Source organism: Chryseobacterium indologenes (assembly GCF_002025665.1).
GTDB lineage: Bacteria > Bacteroidota > Bacteroidia > Flavobacteriales > Weeksellaceae > Chryseobacterium > Chryseobacterium metallicongregator.
Genome location: NZ_CP018786.1, coordinates 4,599,820 through 4,622,116, shown reverse-complemented (window position 1 = coordinate 4,622,116; position 22,297 = coordinate 4,599,820). Strand labels below are relative to the sequence as shown.

Annotated in this window: 24 protein-coding genes; 9 read left to right on the top strand and 15 right to left on the bottom strand. The window is 35.3% G+C overall.

Annotated features, from left to right (window positions below):
• Position 1: 1 nt before the first annotated feature.
• Both BUE84_RS20895 and BUE84_RS20890 read left to right on the top strand, forming a co-directional pair.
• Positions 2–1,456: a sensor histidine kinase gene (locus BUE84_RS20895; protein ID WP_079243348.1), complete on the top strand. Its 1,455-nt coding sequence runs from the start codon at positions 2–4 to the stop codon at positions 1,454–1,456.
• The gene (locus tag BUE84_RS20890) at positions 1,456–2,148 is read left to right on the top strand and encodes a tRNA1(Val) (adenine(37)-N6)-methyltransferase (RefSeq protein ID WP_079243347.1); all 693 of its coding nucleotides are present in this window, start codon (positions 1,456–1,458) and stop codon (positions 2,146–2,148) included. The genes BUE84_RS20895 and BUE84_RS20890 overlap by 1 nt, the downstream gene beginning before the upstream one ends.
• Positions 2,149–2,206: 58 nt before the next feature.
• Here BUE84_RS20890 and BUE84_RS20885 read toward each other — a convergent pair whose 3' ends face one another.
• Together BUE84_RS20885 and rpmH are read right to left on the bottom strand one after the other, a co-directional pair.
• Positions 2,207–2,917 (bottom strand): cell division ATP-binding protein FtsE, encoded by a 711-nt coding sequence (locus BUE84_RS20885; RefSeq protein WP_034692990.1) that lies wholly within the window; start codon positions 2,915–2,917, stop codon positions 2,207–2,209.
• A gap of 154 nt (positions 2,918–3,071) precedes the next feature.
• Complete coding sequence (gene rpmH / locus BUE84_RS20880) at positions 3,072–3,230, bottom strand: 50S ribosomal protein L34 (RefSeq protein WP_002976260.1); 159 nt, start codon at positions 3,228–3,230, stop codon at positions 3,072–3,074.
• Positions 3,231–3,465: 235 nt separating this feature from the next.
• On the opposite strand from rpmH, the gene BUE84_RS20875 reads away from it, so the two are divergent.
• On the top strand, positions 3,466–4,470 hold the full coding sequence (locus BUE84_RS20875) for a DHH family phosphoesterase (protein WP_034693239.1): 1,005 nt from the start codon (positions 3,466–3,468) through the stop codon (positions 4,468–4,470).
• Between the two features lie 28 nt (positions 4,471–4,498).
• Here BUE84_RS20875 and BUE84_RS20870 read toward each other — a convergent pair whose 3' ends face one another.
• The 10 genes from BUE84_RS20870 to tilS form a co-directional block, all read right to left on the bottom strand.
• Entirely contained in the window at positions 4,499–5,305 is an 807-nt protein-coding gene (locus BUE84_RS20870; protein WP_079243346.1) for a patatin-like phospholipase family protein, read from the bottom strand.
• A gap of 71 nt (positions 5,306–5,376) precedes the next feature.
• The gene (locus tag BUE84_RS20865; RefSeq protein WP_079243994.1) at positions 5,377–6,159 is read right to left on the bottom strand and encodes an alpha/beta fold hydrolase; all 783 of its coding nucleotides are present in this window, start codon (positions 6,157–6,159) and stop codon (positions 5,377–5,379) included.
• Positions 6,160–6,269: 110 nt separating this feature from the next.
• Positions 6,270–6,794, bottom strand: coding sequence for a biopolymer transporter ExbD (locus tag BUE84_RS20860; protein WP_079243345.1), 525 nt, complete (start codon positions 6,792–6,794; stop codon positions 6,270–6,272).
• A 306-nt stretch (positions 6,795–7,100) separates the two neighbouring features.
• On the bottom strand, positions 7,101–8,639 hold the full coding sequence (locus BUE84_RS20855; protein ID WP_079243344.1) for a T9SS type A sorting domain-containing protein: 1,539 nt from the start codon (positions 8,637–8,639) through the stop codon (positions 7,101–7,103).
• Positions 8,640–8,747: 108 nt separating this feature from the next.
• Positions 8,748–10,283, bottom strand: a complete 1,536-nt coding sequence (locus tag BUE84_RS20850; protein WP_079243343.1) for a T9SS type A sorting domain-containing protein — start codon at positions 10,281–10,283, stop codon at positions 8,748–8,750.
• A gap of 135 nt (positions 10,284–10,418) precedes the next feature.
• The gene (locus BUE84_RS20845) at positions 10,419–12,488 is read right to left on the bottom strand and encodes a protein-disulfide reductase DsbD family protein (RefSeq protein ID WP_079243342.1); all 2,070 of its coding nucleotides are present in this window, start codon (positions 12,486–12,488) and stop codon (positions 10,419–10,421) included.
• Positions 12,489–12,820: 332 nt separating this feature from the next.
• Positions 12,821–13,369, bottom strand: a complete 549-nt coding sequence (locus BUE84_RS20840; protein WP_079243341.1) for a peroxiredoxin-like family protein — start codon at positions 13,367–13,369, stop codon at positions 12,821–12,823.
• Positions 13,370–13,377: 8 nt separating this feature from the next.
• On the bottom strand, positions 13,378–13,779 hold the full coding sequence (locus BUE84_RS20835; RefSeq protein WP_079243340.1) for a thioredoxin family protein: 402 nt from the start codon (positions 13,777–13,779) through the stop codon (positions 13,378–13,380).
• An 80-nt stretch (positions 13,780–13,859) separates the two neighbouring features.
• The gene (locus tag BUE84_RS20830; RefSeq protein WP_079243339.1) at positions 13,860–14,420 is read right to left on the bottom strand and encodes an RNA polymerase sigma factor; all 561 of its coding nucleotides are present in this window, start codon (positions 14,418–14,420) and stop codon (positions 13,860–13,862) included.
• Positions 14,393–15,745, bottom strand: coding sequence for a tRNA lysidine(34) synthetase TilS (gene tilS / locus BUE84_RS20825; RefSeq protein ID WP_079243338.1), 1,353 nt, complete (start codon positions 15,743–15,745; stop codon positions 14,393–14,395). The genes BUE84_RS20830 and tilS overlap by 28 nt, the downstream gene beginning before the upstream one ends.
• A gap of 87 nt (positions 15,746–15,832) precedes the next feature.
• Between tilS and BUE84_RS20820 the strand changes: the two genes are divergently transcribed.
• Complete coding sequence (locus BUE84_RS20820) at positions 15,833–16,666, top strand: OmpA family protein (protein WP_079243337.1); 834 nt, start codon at positions 15,833–15,835, stop codon at positions 16,664–16,666.
• Positions 16,667–16,714: 48 nt separating this feature from the next.
• Here the strand turns inward: BUE84_RS20820 and BUE84_RS20815 are convergent, their stop codons facing one another.
• Genes BUE84_RS20815 through BUE84_RS20805 form a run of 3 tightly spaced genes read right to left on the bottom strand, consistent with a single transcriptional unit; the run spans position 16,715 to position 18,901 of the window.
• A complete protein-coding gene (locus BUE84_RS20815) occupies positions 16,715–17,719 on the bottom strand; it encodes an HTTM domain-containing protein (protein WP_238594301.1) in 1,005 nt (334 codons plus the stop codon).
• Positions 17,682–18,254: a hypothetical protein gene (locus BUE84_RS20810; RefSeq protein WP_079243336.1), complete on the bottom strand. Its 573-nt coding sequence runs from the start codon at positions 18,252–18,254 to the stop codon at positions 17,682–17,684. Before BUE84_RS20810 ends, BUE84_RS20815 begins: the two co-directional genes overlap by 38 nt.
• A 53-nt stretch (positions 18,255–18,307) precedes the next feature.
• A complete protein-coding gene (locus tag BUE84_RS20805) occupies positions 18,308–18,901 on the bottom strand; it encodes a hypothetical protein (protein WP_079243335.1) in 594 nt (197 codons plus the stop codon).
• Between the two features lie 824 nt (positions 18,902–19,725).
• Between BUE84_RS20805 and BUE84_RS25075 the strand changes: the two genes are divergently transcribed.
• The 5 genes from BUE84_RS25075 (at position 19,726) to BUE84_RS20785 (ending at position 22,293) form a co-directional block, all read left to right on the top strand.
• Positions 19,726–19,881, top strand: a complete 156-nt coding sequence (locus tag BUE84_RS25075) for a CCPGW family putative bacteriocin (RefSeq protein WP_409993781.1) — start codon at positions 19,726–19,728, stop codon at positions 19,879–19,881.
• 131 nt (positions 19,882–20,012) lie between these two features.
• Complete coding sequence (locus tag BUE84_RS20800) at positions 20,013–20,660, top strand: O-methyltransferase (protein ID WP_079243334.1); 648 nt, start codon at positions 20,013–20,015, stop codon at positions 20,658–20,660.
• Between the two features lie 85 nt (positions 20,661–20,745).
• Entirely contained in the window at positions 20,746–21,462 is a 717-nt protein-coding gene (locus BUE84_RS20795) for a C40 family peptidase (RefSeq protein WP_034693014.1), read from the top strand.
• 22 nt (positions 21,463–21,484) lie between these two features.
• Positions 21,485–21,952: a DUF1648 domain-containing protein gene (locus BUE84_RS20790; protein ID WP_079243333.1), complete on the top strand. Its 468-nt coding sequence runs from the start codon at positions 21,485–21,487 to the stop codon at positions 21,950–21,952.
• On the top strand, positions 21,949–22,293 hold the full coding sequence (locus BUE84_RS20785; RefSeq protein WP_079243332.1) for a cupin domain-containing protein: 345 nt from the start codon (positions 21,949–21,951) through the stop codon (positions 22,291–22,293). The genes BUE84_RS20790 and BUE84_RS20785 overlap by 4 nt, the downstream gene beginning before the upstream one ends.
• Positions 22,294–22,297: the final 4 nt, after the last annotated feature.

The window sequence follows — 22,297 nt, the reverse complement described above, 5'->3', positions numbered from 1 at the left end:
AATGTCAATAAATAAGTATAAAGGATATAGCTTAAGAAACCGGGTGTTTTTCGGTTTCTTGCTGGTATGTTTTTTAAGTGTCGTTGCTACATCACTTGTTCCTTACTTTGTATTGAGAAATCATTCTTTACAGCAGAGTAATATCGATATGCAGGATAAAACCAATGCTGTAATGCGATATCTGGATTATGCAGTAAGCCAGACTCTTATAGAGACAAAAGATCTTCCGGAAGTTTTAGGGAATAAGATCTTTGAAATAGCGGATATCAACCAGCATGACATTTTTATTTATGATCTGAAAGGAAACTATTTGCTTTCCAATAAAGATGAAGGATTAGTTGAGCAGAAAACAATTCCTATAGAAATCATCAATAAGATTCTGTCTACTGACGCAAGAGTAGATATGGTGAATTATGATGCTACTAAGGATGCTAAGCTTACTTCTTCTTATCTTTTATTGAAAAACAATGAACTTGAACCTATCGGAATTGTTTATATCCCTTTATATCACAATGAATCTGCTTACCTTGAGGTTCTTCATCAATATGTAAAATATATTCTTTTAGTCGATATATTCCTTATTCTTTTTAGTATATGGATCAGCTGGGTTACTTCTAATAGTCTGGCGAAAACCATTACGAAATTCTCTGATATGATTACCCGTATTACTTTGTTTGAAAATGAAATGCGTCCTATCAGATACTATAAAAATGATGAGCTTAATGCTCTGGCAAGAGCCTATAACAGAATGATTCTACAGATTCAGGATCAGAAAGAAAGGCTTAGGTTTAAAGCATCTGAAGAAGCGTGGAGAGAAATGGCCAAGCAGGTGGCTCATGAGGTGAAAAATCCGCTGACTCCTATGAAGCTGACCATTCAGAATTTTGAAAGAAAATTTGATCCTGAAGATCCTAATATCAGAGAAAGAGTAAAGCAAATGAGTAAAACTATTGTCGACCAGATTGATCTGATTGCTACAGTAGCCTCAGCATTCTCAGAATTTGCCAAACTTCCTGAAAAAAATAATGAAGTGATCAATCTGAATACAGAAGTTGAAGATATTCTCCGCGTATTCAATGATGATAGTATTTTCATGCATGCCAACAAGACGAATATAATGATCAATATGGATAGAATTTATCTTTCCAGAATCATTACAAACCTTGTGACCAATGCAAAGCAGGCGGAAAGTGACCAGAGAAAACTCATTATCAATGTGGATGTGGAACAGCATCAAAGAAGAGTGATTATCTCTGTTCAGGATAATGGAGTCGGGATTCCTGAAAATATGTACGAAAGAATTTTTGAACCGAATTTTACTTCTAAAAGTAGTGGAATGGGGCTTGGTTTGTCCATGGTGAGAAAAATGATTGAGGATTATAAAGGTGAGATCTCTGTGAAATCAGAAGTAGGGAAGGGATCTACATTCATTATTACACTGCCTACTAATTTATAGTGAAACCCTTTACATTTAAACAATTTGAAATTCAGCAGTCTAAAGACGTCTTTCGTGTAGGAACAGACGGTGTTCTGCTTGGGGCTTTGGCTGATATTGAACATGCTTCCAGTGTTTTGGAAGTCGGAACAGGTACGGGATTAATTTCTCTTATGCTGGCACAAAGAAATCCACAGGCTGGATTTTTAGGGCTGGATATTAATGAGGATGCTGTAAGGCTTACTCAGCTCAATTTTGAAAATTCTCCTTTTCGTGCAAGGCTGAAAAATTGCCATCAGGATTTTAAAACTTTTGAAACTGAAGATTGTTTTGATCTTATTGTATCCAATCCTCCTTACTTCGAAGAATCTGGGTCTGAAAAAGATAAGATTGCGCGCCAAACCGTAGAATTAAACTTCAGACAGTTAATTAGTAAGGCGGCAGAATTATTGTCCGAAAACGGAATGTTTTCTGTGATCATACCTGTGGAAGCGGGAGACGTTTTTATTTCCATCGGTAAAGAAAATAATCTTTATCTGAACAGAAAAGTGAATATCAAAGGAATTGAAAATTCAAAGGCAAAAAGATTGATTCTGGAGTTTTCTTTACAAGAAAAGGAAATCAACGAATCTGATTTTATTATAGAAAAAAGTCCGAGACAATACTCGGACCAATATCTTGAACTCACCAAAGAGTTTCATGTTTTTAAGTAAAGAAGTTAGAAATTAGATTTTAGAACTTAGTTATTTCTGAGCTTCTTATTTTTTATTCTTATTCAAATAATTCTGAAGTATCCAATACAGAAACTTTTCCGTCTTCACATCTGATGGCTTCACCAGGGAAGTTCTGAATCATGTGATAATCGTGTGTTGCCATTACTACTGCAGCGCCATTTTCAAGGGCAACCTGCTTTAATAGCGTCATAATTTCGTTGGAAGTCTCAGGGTCAAGGTTTCCTGTCGGCTCATCCGCTAAGATAAGATCCGGGTGGTTAAGAAGGGCTCTTGCGATGGCAATACGCTGCTGTTCTCCTCCGGAAAGTTCGTGAGGCATTTTGTGCTTCTTGCTCTTCATGTTCACGCTTCCTAAAACCTCATTGATACGGTCTTCTATTTTTACTTTGTCATTCCATCCTGTTGCTTCAAGAACGAACTTCAGGTTTTTCTCAACCGTTCTGTCAGAAAGTAACTGGAAATCCTGGAATACGATACCTAGTTTCCTTCTTAAGTTAGGAATATCGGATGGCTTTAGTTTTGCCAGATCAAATCCTACAACAGCTCCGTGTCCTGATGCTAATGGGATGTGTCCGTAAAGCGTTTTCAGTAGGGAACTTTTTCCGGAACCTGTTTTTCCGATAAGGTAGCAGAATCTACCTTTCTTTATATTAAGATTTACATCAGAAAGTACAGTGAAGTTTTTTTGTGCAATCTTTGCGTTTTGTAAACTTATAATATTGTCTCCGGCGATATTTGTATGTGGCATAATTAAATTTTAAAGGCTGTTTTCTAACAAAAAAATTTCAATCTTTAAAAATAGAAAAAAGAAGTCTATTTGACTCTAATTTTAGTAAATTTTAACAACAAAAAATGCCTGAAAAGGAACTTCTCAAGCATGTTTTGTATATGATAATTAGAAATTATCTCTTAGCGCGTGCAGCACTTACAGTTAATCTCTTTCTGCCTTTAGCTCTTCTCGCAGCCAAAACTCTTCTTCCATTTGGCGTAGACATTCTTTCTCTGAAACCGTGTTTGTTTCTTCTCTTTCTTTCTGATGGCTGGAATGTTCTTTTACTCATTACTATATGTTTAAATCGTAATTAATCTATTAATTTTCAGGTTGCAAAGATATATAAAAAAATATAAGTTACAAACTTTAATTATCTTTTTTTAAAATTAAATGTAATGTTTTTCAGTCAGGCATTTATAAACCCTCATGGGAAAACCATTTTCGGGTGCAAAAATAATATTTAAATGATTTATATAAAAGCTCTATCTTTGAAAACTTTAATTTTAACGAAAAATAAACACCAGATGTTTACACCAGCAGAACTTTTAGATATCAATACATTACTTACCCAGGATAGCAGAATAGTGATCCTTACCCATTATAACCCGGATGGAGATGCTATTGGTTCAAGCTTGGGATTAAAACATTATCTGAAAGCAAAAGGAATTCATGCAGAGGTTATCGTGCCTAATGATTTTCCGAAATTTCTGAAATGGATGCCGGAATCTAAAAAAGTTATTATTGCAGAATATAAAAGAAAACTGGCTTCGGATATGATTGCGGGAGCAGATGTTATTTTCTGCCTGGATTTTAATTCTCCGTCAAGAATCGGATTATTGGGAGACTGGCTGGTAAAAGCTCCGGGGAAGAAAATTCTTATCGATCATCACCAACAGCCGGAACAATTTGATTTTGTGTATTCCGATACAGTCATTCCTGCCACTTCACAGATGATTTATCATTTCATTGAAGCAATGAATGATGAAAAACTGGTGAATCAGGATATGGCAGAATGTCTTTATACTGGAATTATGACTGATACAGGTGGTTTCCGTTTTCGTTCTACCAGTGCCACTACTCACCGTATTATTGCTAATCTTATTGAACACGGTGCAGATCCTGCCATGATTACCTCCAATACATGGGATACGAACACGGTTTCCCGTCTGCATTTGCTTGCTTTGGTTCTTGGAAGAATAGAAGTAGTGAATGATGGAACAGTAGCGGTTTTAAGCCTTACCAGAAATGAACTTAAGGAATTTGGTTTCCAGAAAGGAGATACAGAAGGTTTTGTAAACTATGGTTTAAGCATTGCTGGTGTAAAAATGTCAGCATTCTTTATGGAAGATTTGTACGAAGACTTCGTTAAAATTTCTTTCAGAAGTAAAGACGATGTGGACGTGAATCAATTCTCAAGAAAATATTTCAACGGTGGTGGGCACATTAATGCAGCCGGAGGGAAATCTTTAGATTCTTTAGCCGGAACAATAGTGAACTTTAAAGAGAAAGTAAAAGAAGAAGGTTTGTAGGAGAAGAACGGGAATGTCTTTAAAATTCCTAAATACTTTTACGAAACCCTTTTTCTTCAAGTTCCTGGCAGGTATAATCGTACACCTGCTGAAACATTTCATCCATGTATCTTTTGTTGAAAAGACTGTATTTCGTCATTTTGGGTGGATCCAAAAAGATATTGCAGTATTTTGCTTTAGAATACACAGATTTGGCAATCGCTAAGTGGAGAATTCTGTCGAATTCCTTCATCAGACTCATTTTGTTTAATTCATCATAGCTAATGGAGTTGACATGAGAGGCGATCAGAAAATTACATTTATCCATGATGGGTTCAATAGGGAGATTATCCAGAACGCCACCATCCACATAAATTTTCTCACCAATTCTTACCGGAGGGAGAATAAAAGGAACGCTTGAGGAAGCCAGTAATGGTCCAAAAAGCTCTCCTTCAGAAAAGAAGTCTACGATGCCATGCGTCATTTCAGTAGCAGCCACATACATCGGAATTCCTAAAATACTGAAATTGTCTTCCGGGAAATAATCTTTGAACAGTTTTAAAATAAAATTGGAACTGAAAATTCCGTTTTTGGATAATTTTAAAGATGATCTTGAGAAAAAAGAAGTCTGTCTTACAATTTCCATCATCTCGTCAGGTGTTTTTCCAAAAGAATAAAAAGCACCAATGATGGAGCCCGCACTGGTTCCTGAGATAATATGTGGTTTCAGATTGTATTCTTCCAGCGCTTTCAGTACGGCAATATGAGCAATCCCACGCATTCCTCCGCCTGAAAGTGTAAGTCCGATAACCGGTGGTGCCGGTGGTTTCTTTTTTTTGAATGAAAATAAAGCCATTACCAAAATTATCCTCTACTAATATACAGGATTTTTTGTTATGCGCAGCTTAATTTGTCATGTTACCTGTTTTATAAAACCAGTTTTTTAGGAAGATTGTGAAGAAGTTCTGTATTGATGATTTCTGCGCAGATTCCTGGCTTTTCCCAGTGACCGTTGTGGCCGCAGTCCAGGATATAAGATTTAATATTCGTTCTGTCCGGAAGATGTTTGATCATCATATCGGTTTTTACAGCATTGTCATGTTTACCGGCCAATATTAATATTTTAGCTTCCAGATTTTCCAGAACATGCTTTTTGTCTGTTCTTTCTACCATACCCTTCACAGAGGCAAGAGCCCCTAAATTGTTGGTGGAAAGGGCTGTTTCAAGAGCTGTTTCAATTTTTCCTTCCAGAATGTCTCTTTCATTCGGATTGAATAAATTAGGTACTCCCGCTCTTGCATAATGGGCAAATGCATCTTTGATGATTCTATAGCTTTTGATACGTTGTTGTTTTTTCTCTTCATCATCCGGAAAGTAGGTAGAGAAAAATAACGTTAAAGTTTTTAAAGAACGGGGATATTTTTCAGCAAAGGCAAGTGAAGTATAGCCTCCCATGGAATGTCCCAGAAGGTGAACTTTTTCTAAATTCTGATGGTCTAAAACTTTTTTTACTTCCTCAGCCATCAGTTCCATGGTGTGAACTTCAGCCAGAATTTCAGACTGTCCGTGGCCGGGAAGGTCAATTTTGAGTAGTGAAAAATCTTTGGAAAGATGATGCTCCATATCGCTCCAGATGGATAGGTTTTCCATAAATCCGTGAAGAAGTACTAAAGTTTCTTTTCCGTTTCCTTTTCTTTCAAAGTTCAGCATGATTCCAAAATTTAGAAGGTTAAAAATAATACAGCAGTTTGCATGCTGCAGATCTGTTTCTCCTTTCAAATTTAGTCAAAAAAAGAGCATTTAAAAAATGCCCTTGTCTTTTATTGAGTTAATTCCTTGTAAATCTTTGTTTCCCAAGGCTTGATGTCTGTTACGCCATATCGTTCCTTTTTAGAAATAGCAAGGTTATCCAGCATATCTACAAAATTTTTGTAATTGGCTTCATCTGTAGGTTTTACAATGACTGTGAATTTCTCAGGTGCCGGAGCTTTTTTATAGGCTTCAGCAATGATTTTTGAAATTTTTATTCCACTGAAATCAGTCTCCTTAAGGTTTCCTGTATTGAGATCTTTCTGATTGCTCTGATGATAAAATACACGGTTGTCTTTTCCAAGGATAAAGGTAATCTGGTTTTGGTCTCCAATCACCGGAGTGTTGATAGGATTGGGATTTGGGTCTTTCGCTGGTAATCCTAAATCCATTACGTTAGGTTTTGTAAAATTAGTGGTGAACATAAAGAAGGTGATGAGTAAGAATCCCAGATCTACCATAGGAGTCATGTCCACGCGGATCATTTTTTTCTTTTGCTTTCCGCCTTGTTTCTCTTGTGCAATTACTTCTGCCATGATTAAAAATTTTTAAATGTTAAACGGTGTTTTTTTTGAAAAATTCTTACAACAAGCGTGCCTTGTTTGTGGAATAATCAATAGATTCATGAATCTATTGATTGTTTTTGTAATTAATTTTTAAATGCTTCCATTTCTTTTATTTTTTTAGAAAATGAAAGAAATGACTTTATTGTTTGGGCAATGAACCTGATGAACTGAAGAGGTAAACAAAAACACTCACGCAGTAATGGGTGAGTGTTTTAAGCAGAAAAAATAATCTATTGACGTTATTTCTCCCGAATGATGAAAGTATTGGTCAATAAATTATCTGCTGACTGTTATTTTCTTTGATAGAATGATTTCCTCTTTGCTTTTTATCTGTACAATATAAATTCCTTCAGAGAATGCAGAAGTATTGATTTTTATTTTTTTCTCATGATTCTTTTGTGAGAAAATTTTTCTTCCCGACATATCGGTAATATCAATATTGCTTTCCTGAGGTAAGTTATCTGCATAAAAGAAATCTTTTGCCGGGTTAGGGTAGAGGTTAGGTGGATTCATTTTCTGACTTTCGGAGATGCTTAGTTGTTCCGGGCTTAGCTTTACGATCCACCCGTCAATATTGCCGTGGTTCTCTGAAACATCTCCATTGATGGAACTGGAATACCCAATGATAATGAACCCGCCATCTACGGTCTTCCGGATAGTCTCCGCATTCTCATTGCCGGTTCCGCCTAAAGATTTTTGCCATTGAAGCGTTCCTGTGTTATCTGTTTTTATAATCCATGCATCAGTATTTCCATGATTTCCCAGCACGTCACCATTGTTAGAATTGGAAAGCCCTGCAATTATATATCCTCCATCAGCTGTTTGTTGAATAGATTTTGCACCATCACTTTTATTGCCTCCAAAAAATTTTTGCCATTGTACATCTCCATTACTGGCTAGTTTTATGATGCCATAATCAGAATTTAAAGGATAAGGATAAATAGACCTTTCATATATTCCGGCAACAATATAGCCCCCATCAAAAGTCTGTTGAATAGAATTGGCAGTATCAAAGCCTGTTCCACCTAAGGACTTCTGCCATTGTAAATTCCCGTATGAATCCAGTTTTATAATCCAATAATCCGATCCTCCATAAATTTGTGTAACATCTCCGTCAGCAATATTTCCCGTGGCGGCGCCAATAATATATCCATTGTCAGAAGTTTGCTGGATAGATTGAACTTGTTCCACTGAACTGCTGCCTAAGGATTTTTGCCATTGTACATTTCCTGCGGAATTTGTCTTAATGATCCAGATATCCGCACCTCCATGGCTTCCCAGTACGTCACCATCATTAGAATAGCTTGTTCCGGCAATAATGTATCCTTCGTCAGAAGTTTGCAAAATATCTTTTGCAATATCGCGATCGCTTCCGCCCATCGATTTTTGCCATTCTATATCCCCAGTTGAATCTAATTTTACAATCCAATAATCTTCAAAACCATTGTTGCTCGTAAGGTTGCCATCTGCAGAAGTTGATCCTCCGGCAAGAATATATCCTCCATCGGAAGTTTCCCGTATAGAATGGAATAATTCTGCCTGGCTGCCTCCTAATAATTTTTGCCATTGTATATTTCCGTTGAAATCAAATTTAATAATCCAGGCGTCCCTGCTGCCAAAATTCTGTGTAAGATCTCCGTTGTTGGAAAAGGTAGAACCCGAGACAATATATCCGCCATCAGAAGTTGGTTCTACAAAGTGAAACAGATCTACATTACTTCCACCCATCGATTTTTGCCATTGAATGGAAGGAGCAGTCTGAGCGTATAGAATTGAAGTTATAAATAATAGTAGAATAAACGATAAGTTTCTCATATTTTTGATGGGTATTAGTTTATTCTAATGTAATTAATTTTATTCAATTCGCTAAAAAATAATCTATGATGTTATTTCTCCCGAATGATTAAAGTATTAGTCAATAAATTATCTACTGACTGTTATTTTCTTTGAGAGAATGATTTCCTCTTTGCTTTTTATCTGTACAATATAGATTCCTTCAGAAAATGCAGAAGTATTGATTTTTATTTTTTTCTCATGATACTTTTCTGAGAATATTTTCCTTCCCGACATATCGGTAATATGAATGTTGCTTTCCTGAGGTAAGTTATCTGCATAAAAGAAATCTTTTGCCGGGTTAGGGTAGAGGTTAGGCTTACTGATCTGCTGACTTTCTGATACTCCTAATTGTTCCTGACTTAACTTAACTACCCAGGCATCAAGTAAACCATGATTTCCTGTAACATCTCCGTCTATAGATCCTGTATTTCCTGAAATAATATAACCATTATCATCAGTTAGCTCTACAGCGGTTAAGTTTTCATAATTACTCCCTCCCAGAGTCTTTTCCCATTTCATATTTCCGTTACTGTCCATTTTTATAATCCAGCAATCATTATTTCCATGATTTCCTGTTACCTGTCCGTTATTGGAAGCAGTCCAGCCTGCAAAAATATAATCCCATTCGCTTGTCTGCCGGATTGCTATACCATTATCATGAGCACTTCCTCCAAAATATTTATCCCACTGAGGAACCCCATTACTATTTAATTTTACCACCCAATAATCAGGAAGTCCGTTTTCAGAATGTAAGGGATTAAAAGAAGTTCCCGCAACAATATATCCGCCATCAAAAGTCTGCTGTACAGAAGAAGCCATATTATTACTATTATTTCCTAATGTTTTTTGCCACTGCATATTTCCTGCGTAGTTCAGTTTTACTACCCAAAAGTCGTAACCGCCATTGTTTCCGGTAACATGGCCGTTATTGGAAGTTGTAGATCCCGCAATAATATATCCACCATCAAACGTTTGCTGTACAGAAGAGGCTTGGTCGCTGCCGCTTCCCCCTAATGATTTTTGCCATTCTATATTTCCGCTATTGTCTAATTTTACAACCCAGTAATCCTGTCCTCCCTGATTTCCGCTCACATCTCCATCATTAGAGCTTGACCAGCCGACAGCAATATATCCACCTTCAACGGTCTGTTGAATAGACAGAGCCTGATCGAGATTACTCCCACCTAAAGACTTCTGCCATTGTATATTTCCATTAGAATCTATTTTTACAATCCAGAAGTCATAGTTTCCATGATACCCGGTAATATCTCCATCATTTGAGTTGGATGATCCGGCAACAATATATCCTCCGTCTATAGTCTGACGGATAGATTGTGCAGTATCCAGATTACTTCCCCCTAAAGATTTTTGCCATACTATATTTCCGGCCGAATCAAGTTTTATGACCCAATAATCACCTTGTCCGTGGTGTCCGCTCACATCTCCATCATTGGACATAGAGTTTCCTGCTACAATATAACCTCCATCAGAGGTTTGCTGGATTGCATTGGCGGATTCGCTCTGAGTACCTCCCAATGCTTTTTGCCATTCTATGGAAGGAGCAGTCTGTGCTGTGATTATTGAAAAAGTAAAAAATAAAAAAGTAGTTGTTAAATATCTCATATGTATTTGAATAAGTGATGGTTATTCAAATGTAATTAATTTTACACTACGTTTGGTGTTTTGTTGTTTATTTAATTCATGAAAACAAAAAACTCACACGATAAAGTGTGAGTTTTTGAATGATATGTGAATAATTTATTTATTCTTTTTGTAGAAATTTACCCCGCATTCAAGGAATTTTTTGAAATCCTCTTTTGGCATATATCCTGAAACAGGAGTATTAATTACTTTTCCGTCCGGAGTGATTAAAACATAGTGAGGTTGAGAGTTATTATTGAAGTTCACCTGTTGGAATAAACTCCATCTGTCCCCAATTGTTTTTACCTTCTTGATCTGTCCGTCTCCAAGGTCAATTTTGGTTTTCTGATCTTCAGGAAGTTCTTCCTTATCATCTACATATAGAGAAGCTAATACAACATCATTCTGTAAGATTGGCAAGATGTCTGGTTCGCTCCATACAAATTCCTCCATTTTTCTACAGTTTTCACATCCGTATCCTGTGAAGTCAATCAGGATTGGCTTGTCTTCTTTTTTAGCCAGTTCTATAGCTTTGAAGAAGTCGTGTTCCGGATGCATTCCTAAAATTCCGTCTTTTTCATCATGGAAATAGCTTACGTTCAATGGAGGTAAAATCCCACTTAATAATTGAAGTTTCGGACGGTCAGATGGGATTAAACCCTGAACCAGATAGATCACAAAACCAATTCCCAATACCCCTAATATTTTTCTGGTGATAGAAATTTTAGGTTTCTTATCATCATGAGGGAATCTGATCAATCCTAATAAATAGATTGCTAATCCTAATGCGATAATAATCCAGATCGCAATGAAAAGTTCCCTTTTTAAGAAGAAGGTTTTAGAAACGAGATCTGCTTTAGACAAGAATTTTAACGCTAATGCCAGTTCTACGAAACCTAATACCACTTTTACGGTATTCATCCATCCTCCTGATTTCGGAAGACTTTGCAATGCCTGCGGGAACAATGCCAACAATCCAAAAATAATCGCCCATGCCAGTCCGAATCCTGCCAACGCAAAGGTCAACAGCATTGGAACATTGGATGAGCCTGTTACTGCACTTCCCAGTAAACTTCCTAAAATAGGACCTGTACATGAGAAAGAAACAATCACCAAGGTTAATGCCATAAAGAAAATACCGATAATTCCTCCTGCCTCTTCCGCTTTAGAAGATTTGTTGGCAATAGAACTTGGTAGAGTGATATCATAATACCCGAAGAAACTTCCGGCAAAGAAGATGAATATGATAAAGAAAGCAATATTCAACCATACGCTTGTAGAAATCTCGTTGAAGATATTTCCGGCGATTCCATCAATAATATGGAAAGGAATACTCAATAAAACGAAGATAAGAAGAATGAAAAACCCATAAATAAGCGCATCTCTTTTTCCTTTTGCTTTGTCTTTACTTCCTTTTGTAAAGAATGAAACCGTTAGTGGAATCATCGGGAAAACGCATGGCGTAAGCAAAGCAATTAATCCTCCGATAAATCCTAAGAATAGATACGTCCAGTAGTTTTCATCCACTTTGGTAGACGCTGTACCGCAATCCGTCAATGGTTTTTTGAAATCAATACTTTCAATTTTCAGCTGCTTAGGATCCAGTTTTGAAGTTTCTGTAATCGTAGCTTCTGTTTTTGCAGGATTTTCAGTAACCGTCTCAGTTATTTTTACAGAATCTTTTGCAGGACCTGTAGTTTCTTCGGTTGCAGCCTCTTCCGTTGCTCCTTTTGGCGTAACTTTTTGGTTGAATTCTAATGTGTTGGGAGCCAGACAAACTCTGTCATCACAGGTCTGATAGGTAATCTCAGAAGTGACATCTGCGGGTTTTGTAGGATCTTTTAATTTAAATTTTTGCTTAAATCCAGCAGAATTGGAGTAGAAAACAATTGTTCCTCCAAACGCTTCAGAAAATTCTTCATGTTTTTTACCTACTTCGGTAAATTTTCCGATCAACTCAATATTTTTTCCTGTCACTTTATACTCGGTCGGAATACCGGTGTCTTCCGGTAAGTCTTTCGAGTAAATATGCCATCCGTTTTCCATGGTAGCATTCAATACCGCTTCGTATTGATTGTTCCCCAAATCGTTGATGGTGAATTTAAACTTTACAGGATTTTTTATCTGCGCATTAATTCCTGTCGCTAAAAATAGTAGAATTAATAAAAACCAATTTCTAAATTTCATTGTTCATTTCATTAAAGTTTTGAGACTCCATTTCGTTTTCTCATTCTTTGCAAATCTTCTGTCTTACTTGAAAGGAAGGCTGTCAAATACAGCATTATTCCTAATGAGTCTGTGTCCAGATTTTTTGCCTCGCTAAAATAGATAATTTTTTGTCCCTAAAAAATTTAGAAACTTTCTTTTTTTAAGCCTGATCCCTAAAATATTTTGTCTTATGCCCTAATCGCAATAGAAGTGTTACTTATTTTATCATTCAAAATGATTATAGATTTTTTCAATTTTGCCAACTTGGTATGATGATGAGTATCTTTTCCAGGCAGAAATCTCTGAGAAAATCAATTCAGATTTTTTAAAATGTCTTCTACGGATGCTCTGTTTTTATAGTCCGGATCAAAATGTCTCCATGTAATTTCTTTCCCCTCATTCAGGATGAAAGTTGCGGACACAGGAAGCCTCCCTGAATGATCTGATCTGCTGTTGGCAAAATCTTCCTTTAATTTTGAGTTGTAGAAATTAAGTGTTTCACTGTCTGGAGTGTACAGGACATCAAATGCTTCTGCAATTTTATATCCTTCATCATATAAAACTGTATAATCTGTCTTTGTTTTGCTGATCGTCTTTTCTATAAACTCCGGTTTTTCTGGAGAAATAATGACAAGTCTTGCGTTTTTCGATTTCAGCTCCGGAGCCAGATTTTGTAATGTTTCAATATATTTGTTACAATAAGGGCACCATTGCCCACGAATAAAAACAATTACCAGTTTTTTGTTTTCCTTTGATGATGAAAATGTATTTCCTAAATGATCTTTTGCATTGAAATTATCAATTTTATCACCTATCATTTTTCCTTTTACCTGATCTAAAGTTTTGCCGGATTGAGACATCTTTTTTTTCAGAACAGATGCTCAACTTCCAAAAACTGTTCAGGATTATAGTATCCGAAATCATATTGAACCAGTTTTCCTTTTGAATCCAGAAATAAAAAGGAAGGATAGTTTACCACTTTAAATTCTTTAGCAAGGTTTAGCCCTTCTTTTTCTGCATCTATGGCAAGGTTTACAAAATTTTTGTTGAACATATCTCCGATTCTGGCATCAGTGAAAGTGTTTTTTGCCATGAGCTTGCAAGGTCCGCACCATGTGGTGAACAGATCAATGAAGATCAGTTTATTCTCTTTTGCTGCGATTTTTTTCGCGGCTTCCAAATCAATTTTTTGAAAATTGATGCCTGCGCTTTGTGCGTTAAATGAAATTCCTACTAGTATAAGAAGGCTCAATACGATTTTTCTGAACATATATTTCTTTTCTTATTATGTTCCCTGATCAAGAATAAAATCACCCATACATTAAAATATTTTATTTAATTGTTTGATTTTCAGGCAGAAAAAATACTATTGTTTTTAATCTTCTTGATCTGTTCTACACATTTATATTTTTGGTTCTGAGCATTATGTTTGCTGGAATACTGGTATTTATCCTGAATTTCCTCTATACTTTTATTTTCAATAAAAATGTCATGGATAAGATTCTGACAATGTGAAGAGATTGATTTGATATAACCAACCAATTTTTCCCAGTAATACCTTTCATTTTCAATAGCAGTACTTATTTCCTCCTGATGTTCCATGAAATAGTTTTCAGGAGACTCTACATAAAAGTTTCTGTTTTTTAGTTTTTTAAACCATAGATTTTTTACAATTCCGATAATATAATTTCCCAGACAGGTTTGAACTTTGAAGTCATCGGCATTGAGTTTTTCGTAAAGAATGAGTAATGCATCCTGGAAAATATCTTCTGCATCTTCCAGATTACCTTTATTGTTCAGAATAAATTTCTGAGTATAACCAAAATACTGTTGGTATAAAATTCCAAAAGCTATATTGCTGTCTTTCTTAAAATCATCAACAGCTAACGAATTAGTTGTTTTTCTGTCCACGTTACAGTTATCTTTTTTTGAGTAGTTCTGTCTGCCTGATACCTGCGATCCTGTCTGAGAGGGATGACACCTAAAATATGGTTTCCGGAGTCACACAATAACCAGGTCTTTTCCTTGATCAAAGCAGATAATTTTTCGTCCCTAAAAAATTTAGAAACCTTTTTTTTTCCTGAAAACCCTGTAGGATAAAATTCATCTCCATCCTGTTGTTTTCTCAAAAAGAGAGGGAATTGAAGCTTTTCAGCATCGAAGTTCCATTCAAATCCTTTATTGATCTCAACAATGTTTTCAATATCATCTACGAGGTTGATGCTGATCTGGTTTTCGGAAAAATCAAAATTTTTGATCAGTACTATTTCTTCAGGAGTTCCCTTTTCTTTCCTTTTATCAATAAAAATAAGTTCATCACGGTTGACAATCAACTGATATTCTTTTGAAAAGAAAGAACTGTTGTTTTCTGCTTTAAAAATTTTCGGGATTTCTTCTTCCTGATTGAATCCGTATTTTTTTAAGATTTCAAATTTCACGAAATCACTTTCCTGATCCAGCTTTTCCTTTGATAAGATTTTATAGTTTTGGTTAAATATTGTAAGATTATTTTCTCTCTCCTGAATCTGTTTCTGAACAAAATCCTTAGTCTGATTAAGGTACAAAGAACTTTTTCTGAAGTTTTCCAGAAAATGATCGTTGGTTTCCATCAGCATCGGAACAATCTCATTCCTGATCTTATTCCTCAGATAATCACTTTTTTTATTAGAAAGATCTTCCCGAAATTCAATAGTATTCTGCTCTGCAAACTGGTAAATGTCTTTTTTTGAAACATTTAAAAGGGGACGAAGGATATTGTTATCATTCGATGGAATTCCGCTCAATCCATTGATGCCGGCAGCTTTGGATAGATTAATGATGAAAGTTTCCAACTGATCATTAAGGTGATGGGCGGTAACGAGAAATTCCAGATCTTCTTTTTCCTGAATTTCTTTAAAAAAAGCATATCGAAGCTCTCTTGCCCAAAGCTGTATTGAATTTTCAGGTTTTCTATCTTTTTCCGAAACTTCATACAAATGAAATTTTATATGATTTTTCTCACAAAAATCCTGCACTGTTTTCTGATCCAGATCCGAATCATTACTACGAAGTTTATAATTGATATGAGCTACCTGAAACCGGAATGTTGAACCTTGAATTTCAAGACCTAAATCCCTGAACAAAGAGGCCAGAACCATAGAATCTGCACCTCCGCTCACAGCCAGAAGATAGGTGTGATTTTCCGCTTCGTGAACGAGACTTTTTAATTGATTGATAAAGGTTAATTTATTCAACATAGATGTTGAGAATTTCTTTTATGCAAAGATAACCGATATAATTCAATTGAATTTTCCTAACTTTGAGTAGTCTAAAAATGATTATTTATGAAGATTTTAAAAGTTTTAGCAGTTTCTGCAATGGCGCTGGGGATGACATCTTGTGTCAGCAAAAAGCAGTATGATGCTTTGAGCACAAACTATAAGCAGTGTATTGAAAATATTGGAGAAAGACAGAGAGAAATTCAGGATTTGAAATCTCAGAACTCTGCATTGGCGGGTGAAAACAACTTGTTGAAAAGCCAGCACGATGCATTAAAATCATCACTTGATGCATGTCTGTCCAATACAGGAAAAAGCTCTGCTAACATTGATAAACTGGTAGGAGAAATCAATGCTTCCAATTCTTATATCAAGCAATTAATCTCCAGTAATGCTAAAAATGACAGTTTGAATCTGGCATTGTCTAATAACCTGAAGAGATCATTGGATAATGTATCAGATGAAGATGTACAGGTAAAAGTATTGAAAGGAGTTGTAATGATCTCACTTTCTGATAAAATGTTATACAAAACAGGAGATTACAACATCTTGCCTGCAGCTCAGGAAGTGTTAGGTAAAGTAGCAAAAGTAATCAACGATTACGACAAATACTCAGTATTAATTGAAGGTAACACCGATAATGCTCCGTTAAACTCTCCAAATCTTCCTAGAGACAACTGGGATCTTTCTGCATTAAGAGGTACTTCAGTTGCTAAAGTTCTTCAGACTCAGTTTGGTGTTGATCCGGCAAGAATTACAGCTGGTGGACGTTCTGAATATAACCCGAAAGCGACTAACATGAGCGTTTCAGGTAGAGGAGAAAATAGAAGAACGGAAATCATCATTATGCCTAAACTTGATGAGTTTATGAAACTGATGGATATCGCTCCTAAGAAATAATGACTAAACCCCATATCAAAAAAAATCCCGAAGCAATTCGGGATTTTTTTATGAGCCAACCTGTTTGGGAATATAATCTGCCGATATTTTTTTCTTTGAAGACGATACTGTTTTTTTAGCAGGTTGTTCAAAATAAAAATTGGTGATATTCCATACGATCATAATGGCTGAAAAATAATATAAATTGAGTACAAGCGCAATTCCTATATGCATGGAAATTGTGAGAAAAAGCCATATTTTTTGTGTGGGTTTGTACCAGATAAAAATAGGATAACACATCTCAATAAGAATGGTACTCCATCCAATCAAGCTCAGAATATAAGAATGTTCTATCAGCCAGCTGAAATCAATATTCAGGTCTCTGTTGGAGTAAGGCAGATGAATGGCTTTCCAGATAGATTCACCATTCCACCAGTTGAACCCTAAAGCTTTATCCAGTCCGGAAAAGAAATAAGCAATAGAAATATGAATCTGAAATAATCTTTTGACCGGAGTGAAGTTAATGTTTCCTGGCTTTCTGCCGAAAATAAAATTTCGTAGAGAAAAATACCGATCCGCAGGAAAAAGGATCAGATAAAATAAAGACATGCTTGTGAAAAAATCTGCACCATAGGCAAAAAAAGAACTTCCCTTGAGCAAGGCTATCTGTAGTATAAGCAACAATAATGCAGAAATTCTTGAATATAATCCGGTGATGATTAAAATACACAAGATTATAAATGATACTTTGGTTATTGCTATTGTTGTACTTTCTTCAATTCCGAAGGTCTGAAAAAAACTTACTATTTTTGAGAAGGTAATCAGCCAGTCTGGTGTAAAAACACTCATAATATCCTGAGGAATAATACTGCTGCTTGAAAATAACTTCTCAAAATCAGGTAGTACTGCAGTAAACTGTAATAGGATAACGATACCTATGGCAATCCGGAAGAAACTTAAGAATTCCGTTTGATTATCTTGTTTGAAAAAGAAATTTTCAATTTTGGTATAGAATGCATTCAGGTTTTTCATCACTTTAGTATTTGAATTCATCAATAAGAATAAGGTTTTCATTCGTTTTTCCCTTTTTGAAATCTGCAATAGTAGGGTAGTTGTACAGATAAAGCCTTGTCGTTATACTGGATGCCAGCGGATTTTCTTTCATCACGTGGGCTGCGATCTGTCTGATAATGATATCCAGATACTGATAATACTTTTTATCATACTTGTTCTTGTCAGAAATTTTATCAAGAAACATGTTAAAAACAGTGGTGTATCTCACTCTGCTTTCTTTGTTCTTAAAATAGGGAAGATTTTTTTGTTCCAGAACTTTTCCATTCTGGTCCTTTAATTCAAAGCTCATGACAAAGTCACTGGCAACATTGGGTGCGTAGAAACCATATCCTGTATCAAAACCTGTATAAGAAGTAAATATATTGACAGGCTTTAACTGGGCAATATTTTCTGAAACGGTATAAACCAGCGGTTTTTTATAGTCTTTGTTTTCATAATAAAAACCATAGTAACCATCAAATGTTCCTTTCATACCAATGGTAAAAACCACCAGCAGAATAATGAAAATTCCGGATAACTGAAGCTTTTTTTTCATGGTAAAAAAAAATAAGATAAGGCTGTCTTCGGACTAAAAACAGCCTTTTGAGGTTATTTGTAATTCATTAATACGCTGTTCAGCTTTACATTGATTCTTGGATCAATGGCTGTATTAACTTTGTAAGATTTTATAATCACATTGGTAAGATTTCTTCTACCCATCGTTGGTGGGCAGATCGTGTATTCTTCTGCTCCTCTAACGCTTAATCTGCTTAAAGAGGAAATGTCTTTCTGGCTTAGCAATGCTGCGTTGGTTGCAACCTGGTTGTTTTGAATGGCATAATAATCTGTTCCCAATTCTTTAGCTCCATATTTTTTTAGAATTCCTTCAACTTTTTCTCTTAGATCTCCATACTTTTTCCAGTCGATATTAGCTTTCATTAAGCATCCGCGGATTACATACTGTCTGTTGATTTTATAGATAATGAAATTGGTGCCCAAACTGTTCTGATGAAGTTTCTGAAGGCTTAATAAACTTTTCATGTCTTCATCCGAAATTTTTTTAACATCTTTCAGAATGTAATTATGGTCTACAATGTAATTGCCTTTTTCTTTATAAAAAGACATTTCCTGAGGTTTTAGCTGGGAAAATATCATAACAAGTCCCACTATTGCTCCGATTAATAATAAAGTCTTTGTTTTCATGTGGTTGTTTTTAAAATATCCCTACTCTTTTTTAGGATTTTCGGGTTCCTCCTTTATTTGAATGTTTCATGGTTGGAAAACGTATATCAAAGGTAGAGGCATGTAAGCACTTGTATAAGAGTGTTTTTCCTGTTTTTTTATGAGGATTTTGACTTGTGAACTGAGATATGAATCAGGATTTTGAAGAATAATGGCTATTTATAGATATTCAAGTTGCTGTATTATGGCTTAAAATATGAGTTCTGAGAATGAACTAGATAATGAACTTAGTGAAGTTTTGTTGAATGCGTTGAGAAAAATGATGAAGGAAATGGATGAGGTTTTTAATATGAACTAACCAGAGAAGGAATATCTGACTATAAAGCAAAAATAAATCCCGAAGGTGGCCGGGATTTATTTTTTAATCAAATTAATTCTTCCTTTTTCAGGAGTGAAATAATTCGTTGCAAAAATGAAGTGGATATTTCTGTCTTACTTTTTGCTGCAGAAGAATCAGTTCTACTTTTCAGTACAACTTTTTTGTGATTCTCATGGTTAGTTTGTGTCTCTCCTGCAATCATCTTGTTTTCTCTTAGTGTTTTTACCCCTTATTCTTATTGCAAACTTATAACTAATACCACAAAAATAACATCCGTGTTTTCACGGTATTTTATATGGGGTTTTCACTGATATGTAGATTTTTATACATTTAATAGGTAATTTGTATGTCTATAATTAGTTGATTAATAAAAGAATATGTATATTTAAATCTCCGTTAAAGGAAATAATAAAAGAGGTGTCCGAAAATCTAAAGAGTAGGAAATTAATACTAAACTAAAATTATTATGAAAAATTCAAAAAAACTTTCAAGAGGAGAAATGAAAACTGTACAAGGTGCTATTAAAGGGTGTAATCCACAGATATTTTGTACCAGCCCACAAACAAAGTGTTGTCCGGGATGGGTTTGTGCTGGTATAAGACAATATTGTATAGCCGTATAATGACTTTTTACATACAATTTAGATCTGGCTAAGAAAAAGAGAGAGATTAATTTCTCTCTTTTTTTGTATCTTCCTGTTGAACTTAAAAACTAGCTTTAAAATCCTTAAATTTGTTTTTAAATTAAAATGGTATGAGTTTTTTTGAAGAAAAGAATCCTGAAATGGACAGATATTTGGAGGCACACGCTTCTTCGGAATCCGAAATTCTGAAAAAGCTCAGAAGAGAGACCTATCAGAAAACGACACAGCCTCATATGATTTCCGGATATCAGCAGGGAAGACTTTTGACGATTATTTCCCAGATGATGCAGCCGAAAAGTATTCTTGAAATAGGAACATTCACAGGGTATGCTACCTTATGCCTTGCATCAGGACTGGCAAAAGACGGAAAAATTACAACATTGGATGTGAATGAAGATCTTGCCTATCTTCCTAAAAAATATTTTGAGTCTAGTGAATATGCCGGTCAGATTGATTTTAAACTTCAGGATGCCAAGGAATATTTAAAAGAAACAGATGAGTTTTTTGATCTTATTTTTGTAGATGCTGATAAAGAAAACTATGCTGAATATTTCAGACTGATTAAACCGCATACAAAATCAGGAACGGTGATTCTTTTTGATAATGTCTTGTGGTATGGTAAAGTGTTGGAAGAAAATCCGAAGCTGAAATCTACCCAGTCTATCCAGGAATTAAATGATTTGGCAGCAAAAGACGAAGATTTTGAAAATCTTATTTTACCTTTGCGTGATGGAGTCAACTTTCTTCGCAGAAAGTAACTGAAATATTCAAGGATTAAACATTTAAAGAGATACACATTGTATTTTTAATCTTTAAATTATTCAATCTTTAAATTGAAAATTAATGAATAAAGGAGTTTGTATTGTTACAGTAGCGCCGGTTCGTGCAGAAAATTCTGACAGAGCTGAAATTGTTACGGAAATATTATTTGGGGAAAGCGCAGATATTTTGGAGGTAGATAAAAACTGGACCAAAATAAAAATGCATTATGATGGCTATGAAGGATGGATGGACACCAAGCAGCTGAAACCTATAACAGACGAAGAGCTGGCCAAAAGAAAAGTGACTGTCGTTACTGAAGATTTTTCTTCTGTACTCATGAACGATGGCAAAACTTTACTTTCTATGGGCTCCGAAGTGGAGTTTCCGGTGGTTGCTTCAAGAAGAAGTCATGATGTGCGTGAAAGTATTGCCCTGACAGCAAAAGAGTTCCTAAATGTACCTTATCTGTGGGGAGGGAAAAGCTTTTTTGCGGTGGACTGCTCCGGATTTACCCAATTGGTTTACAAAATTCACAATATAAAAATACCCAGAGATGCATCACAACAGGCTGAGGTAGGTGAAGCACTTACTTTTATAGAAGAAACGCAGCCTGGAGATCTTGCATTCTTTGAAAATGCAGAAGGGAAAATTATTCATGTAGGAATTATGCTGGAAAATCAAAAGATCATCCATGCTTCCGGAAAAGTAAGGATAGACACGCTGGATTCCACAGGGATTTTCAATAAAGAAATGAATAAGCATACTCATAAACTGAGAGTGCTGAAAAGTGTAATCTAATCTTAATTCAATCTCGTCTGAAATGGAAAATATTCTTTTTACAGTTTTTGATATTTTTAATTTTGGATTGGTTGTTTTTCTGTGGTGGTTTACCCTGAAAAACTATAATACATTGCCAGAGAGGATTCCTGTACATTTTGATATGGAAGGGAAAGCGGATGGATTTGGCGGAAGAATGTATGCCTTTCTGATGCCTGCACTGGCTCTGGGATTATATGCTCTGTTCGTTTATGGCATGAGACATCCTGAATACACTAACTTCCCGGTAGAAATTACGGATCAGAATATGAATGCTCAGTTTTTAATTATTAAAATTGGCTTGAGAATTCTTTTTTTGCTACTGGCAGTTATTTTTATGAATATTCAGGACTATATGTTCAGATATGCCGTAGATGATCAGGCTAAACCGAGAATTACATTTGCTGCCATCTTTTTATCTGTCGTTTTATTTACTCCTGCATTGCTTTTTATTGCTCATCTATTCAAATGATACATTCTAAAGATAATTCAGAACATTATATCTGGGGAAACCAATGTGACAGCTGGATTCTTAAAAATACCCAAAGCTTATCCGTAAAGCAGGAGAAAATGCCTGCAGGAACTTCAGAGAAACTGCACTTTCATAAAGTGGCAGAACAGTTTTTTTATATTTTGAAAGGAGAAGCAGTATTCTACATTAATAAAGAAAAATTCTTGGTTCAACAAGGAGAATCTATATCCATTGAGCGGGGAATGAAGCATCTTATCTCCAATGAATCAGATGAAGAAATTGAGTTTTTAATCATATCAAATCCTCCCACGGATAATGACAGAATTGAAATTAAAGAATAATTAA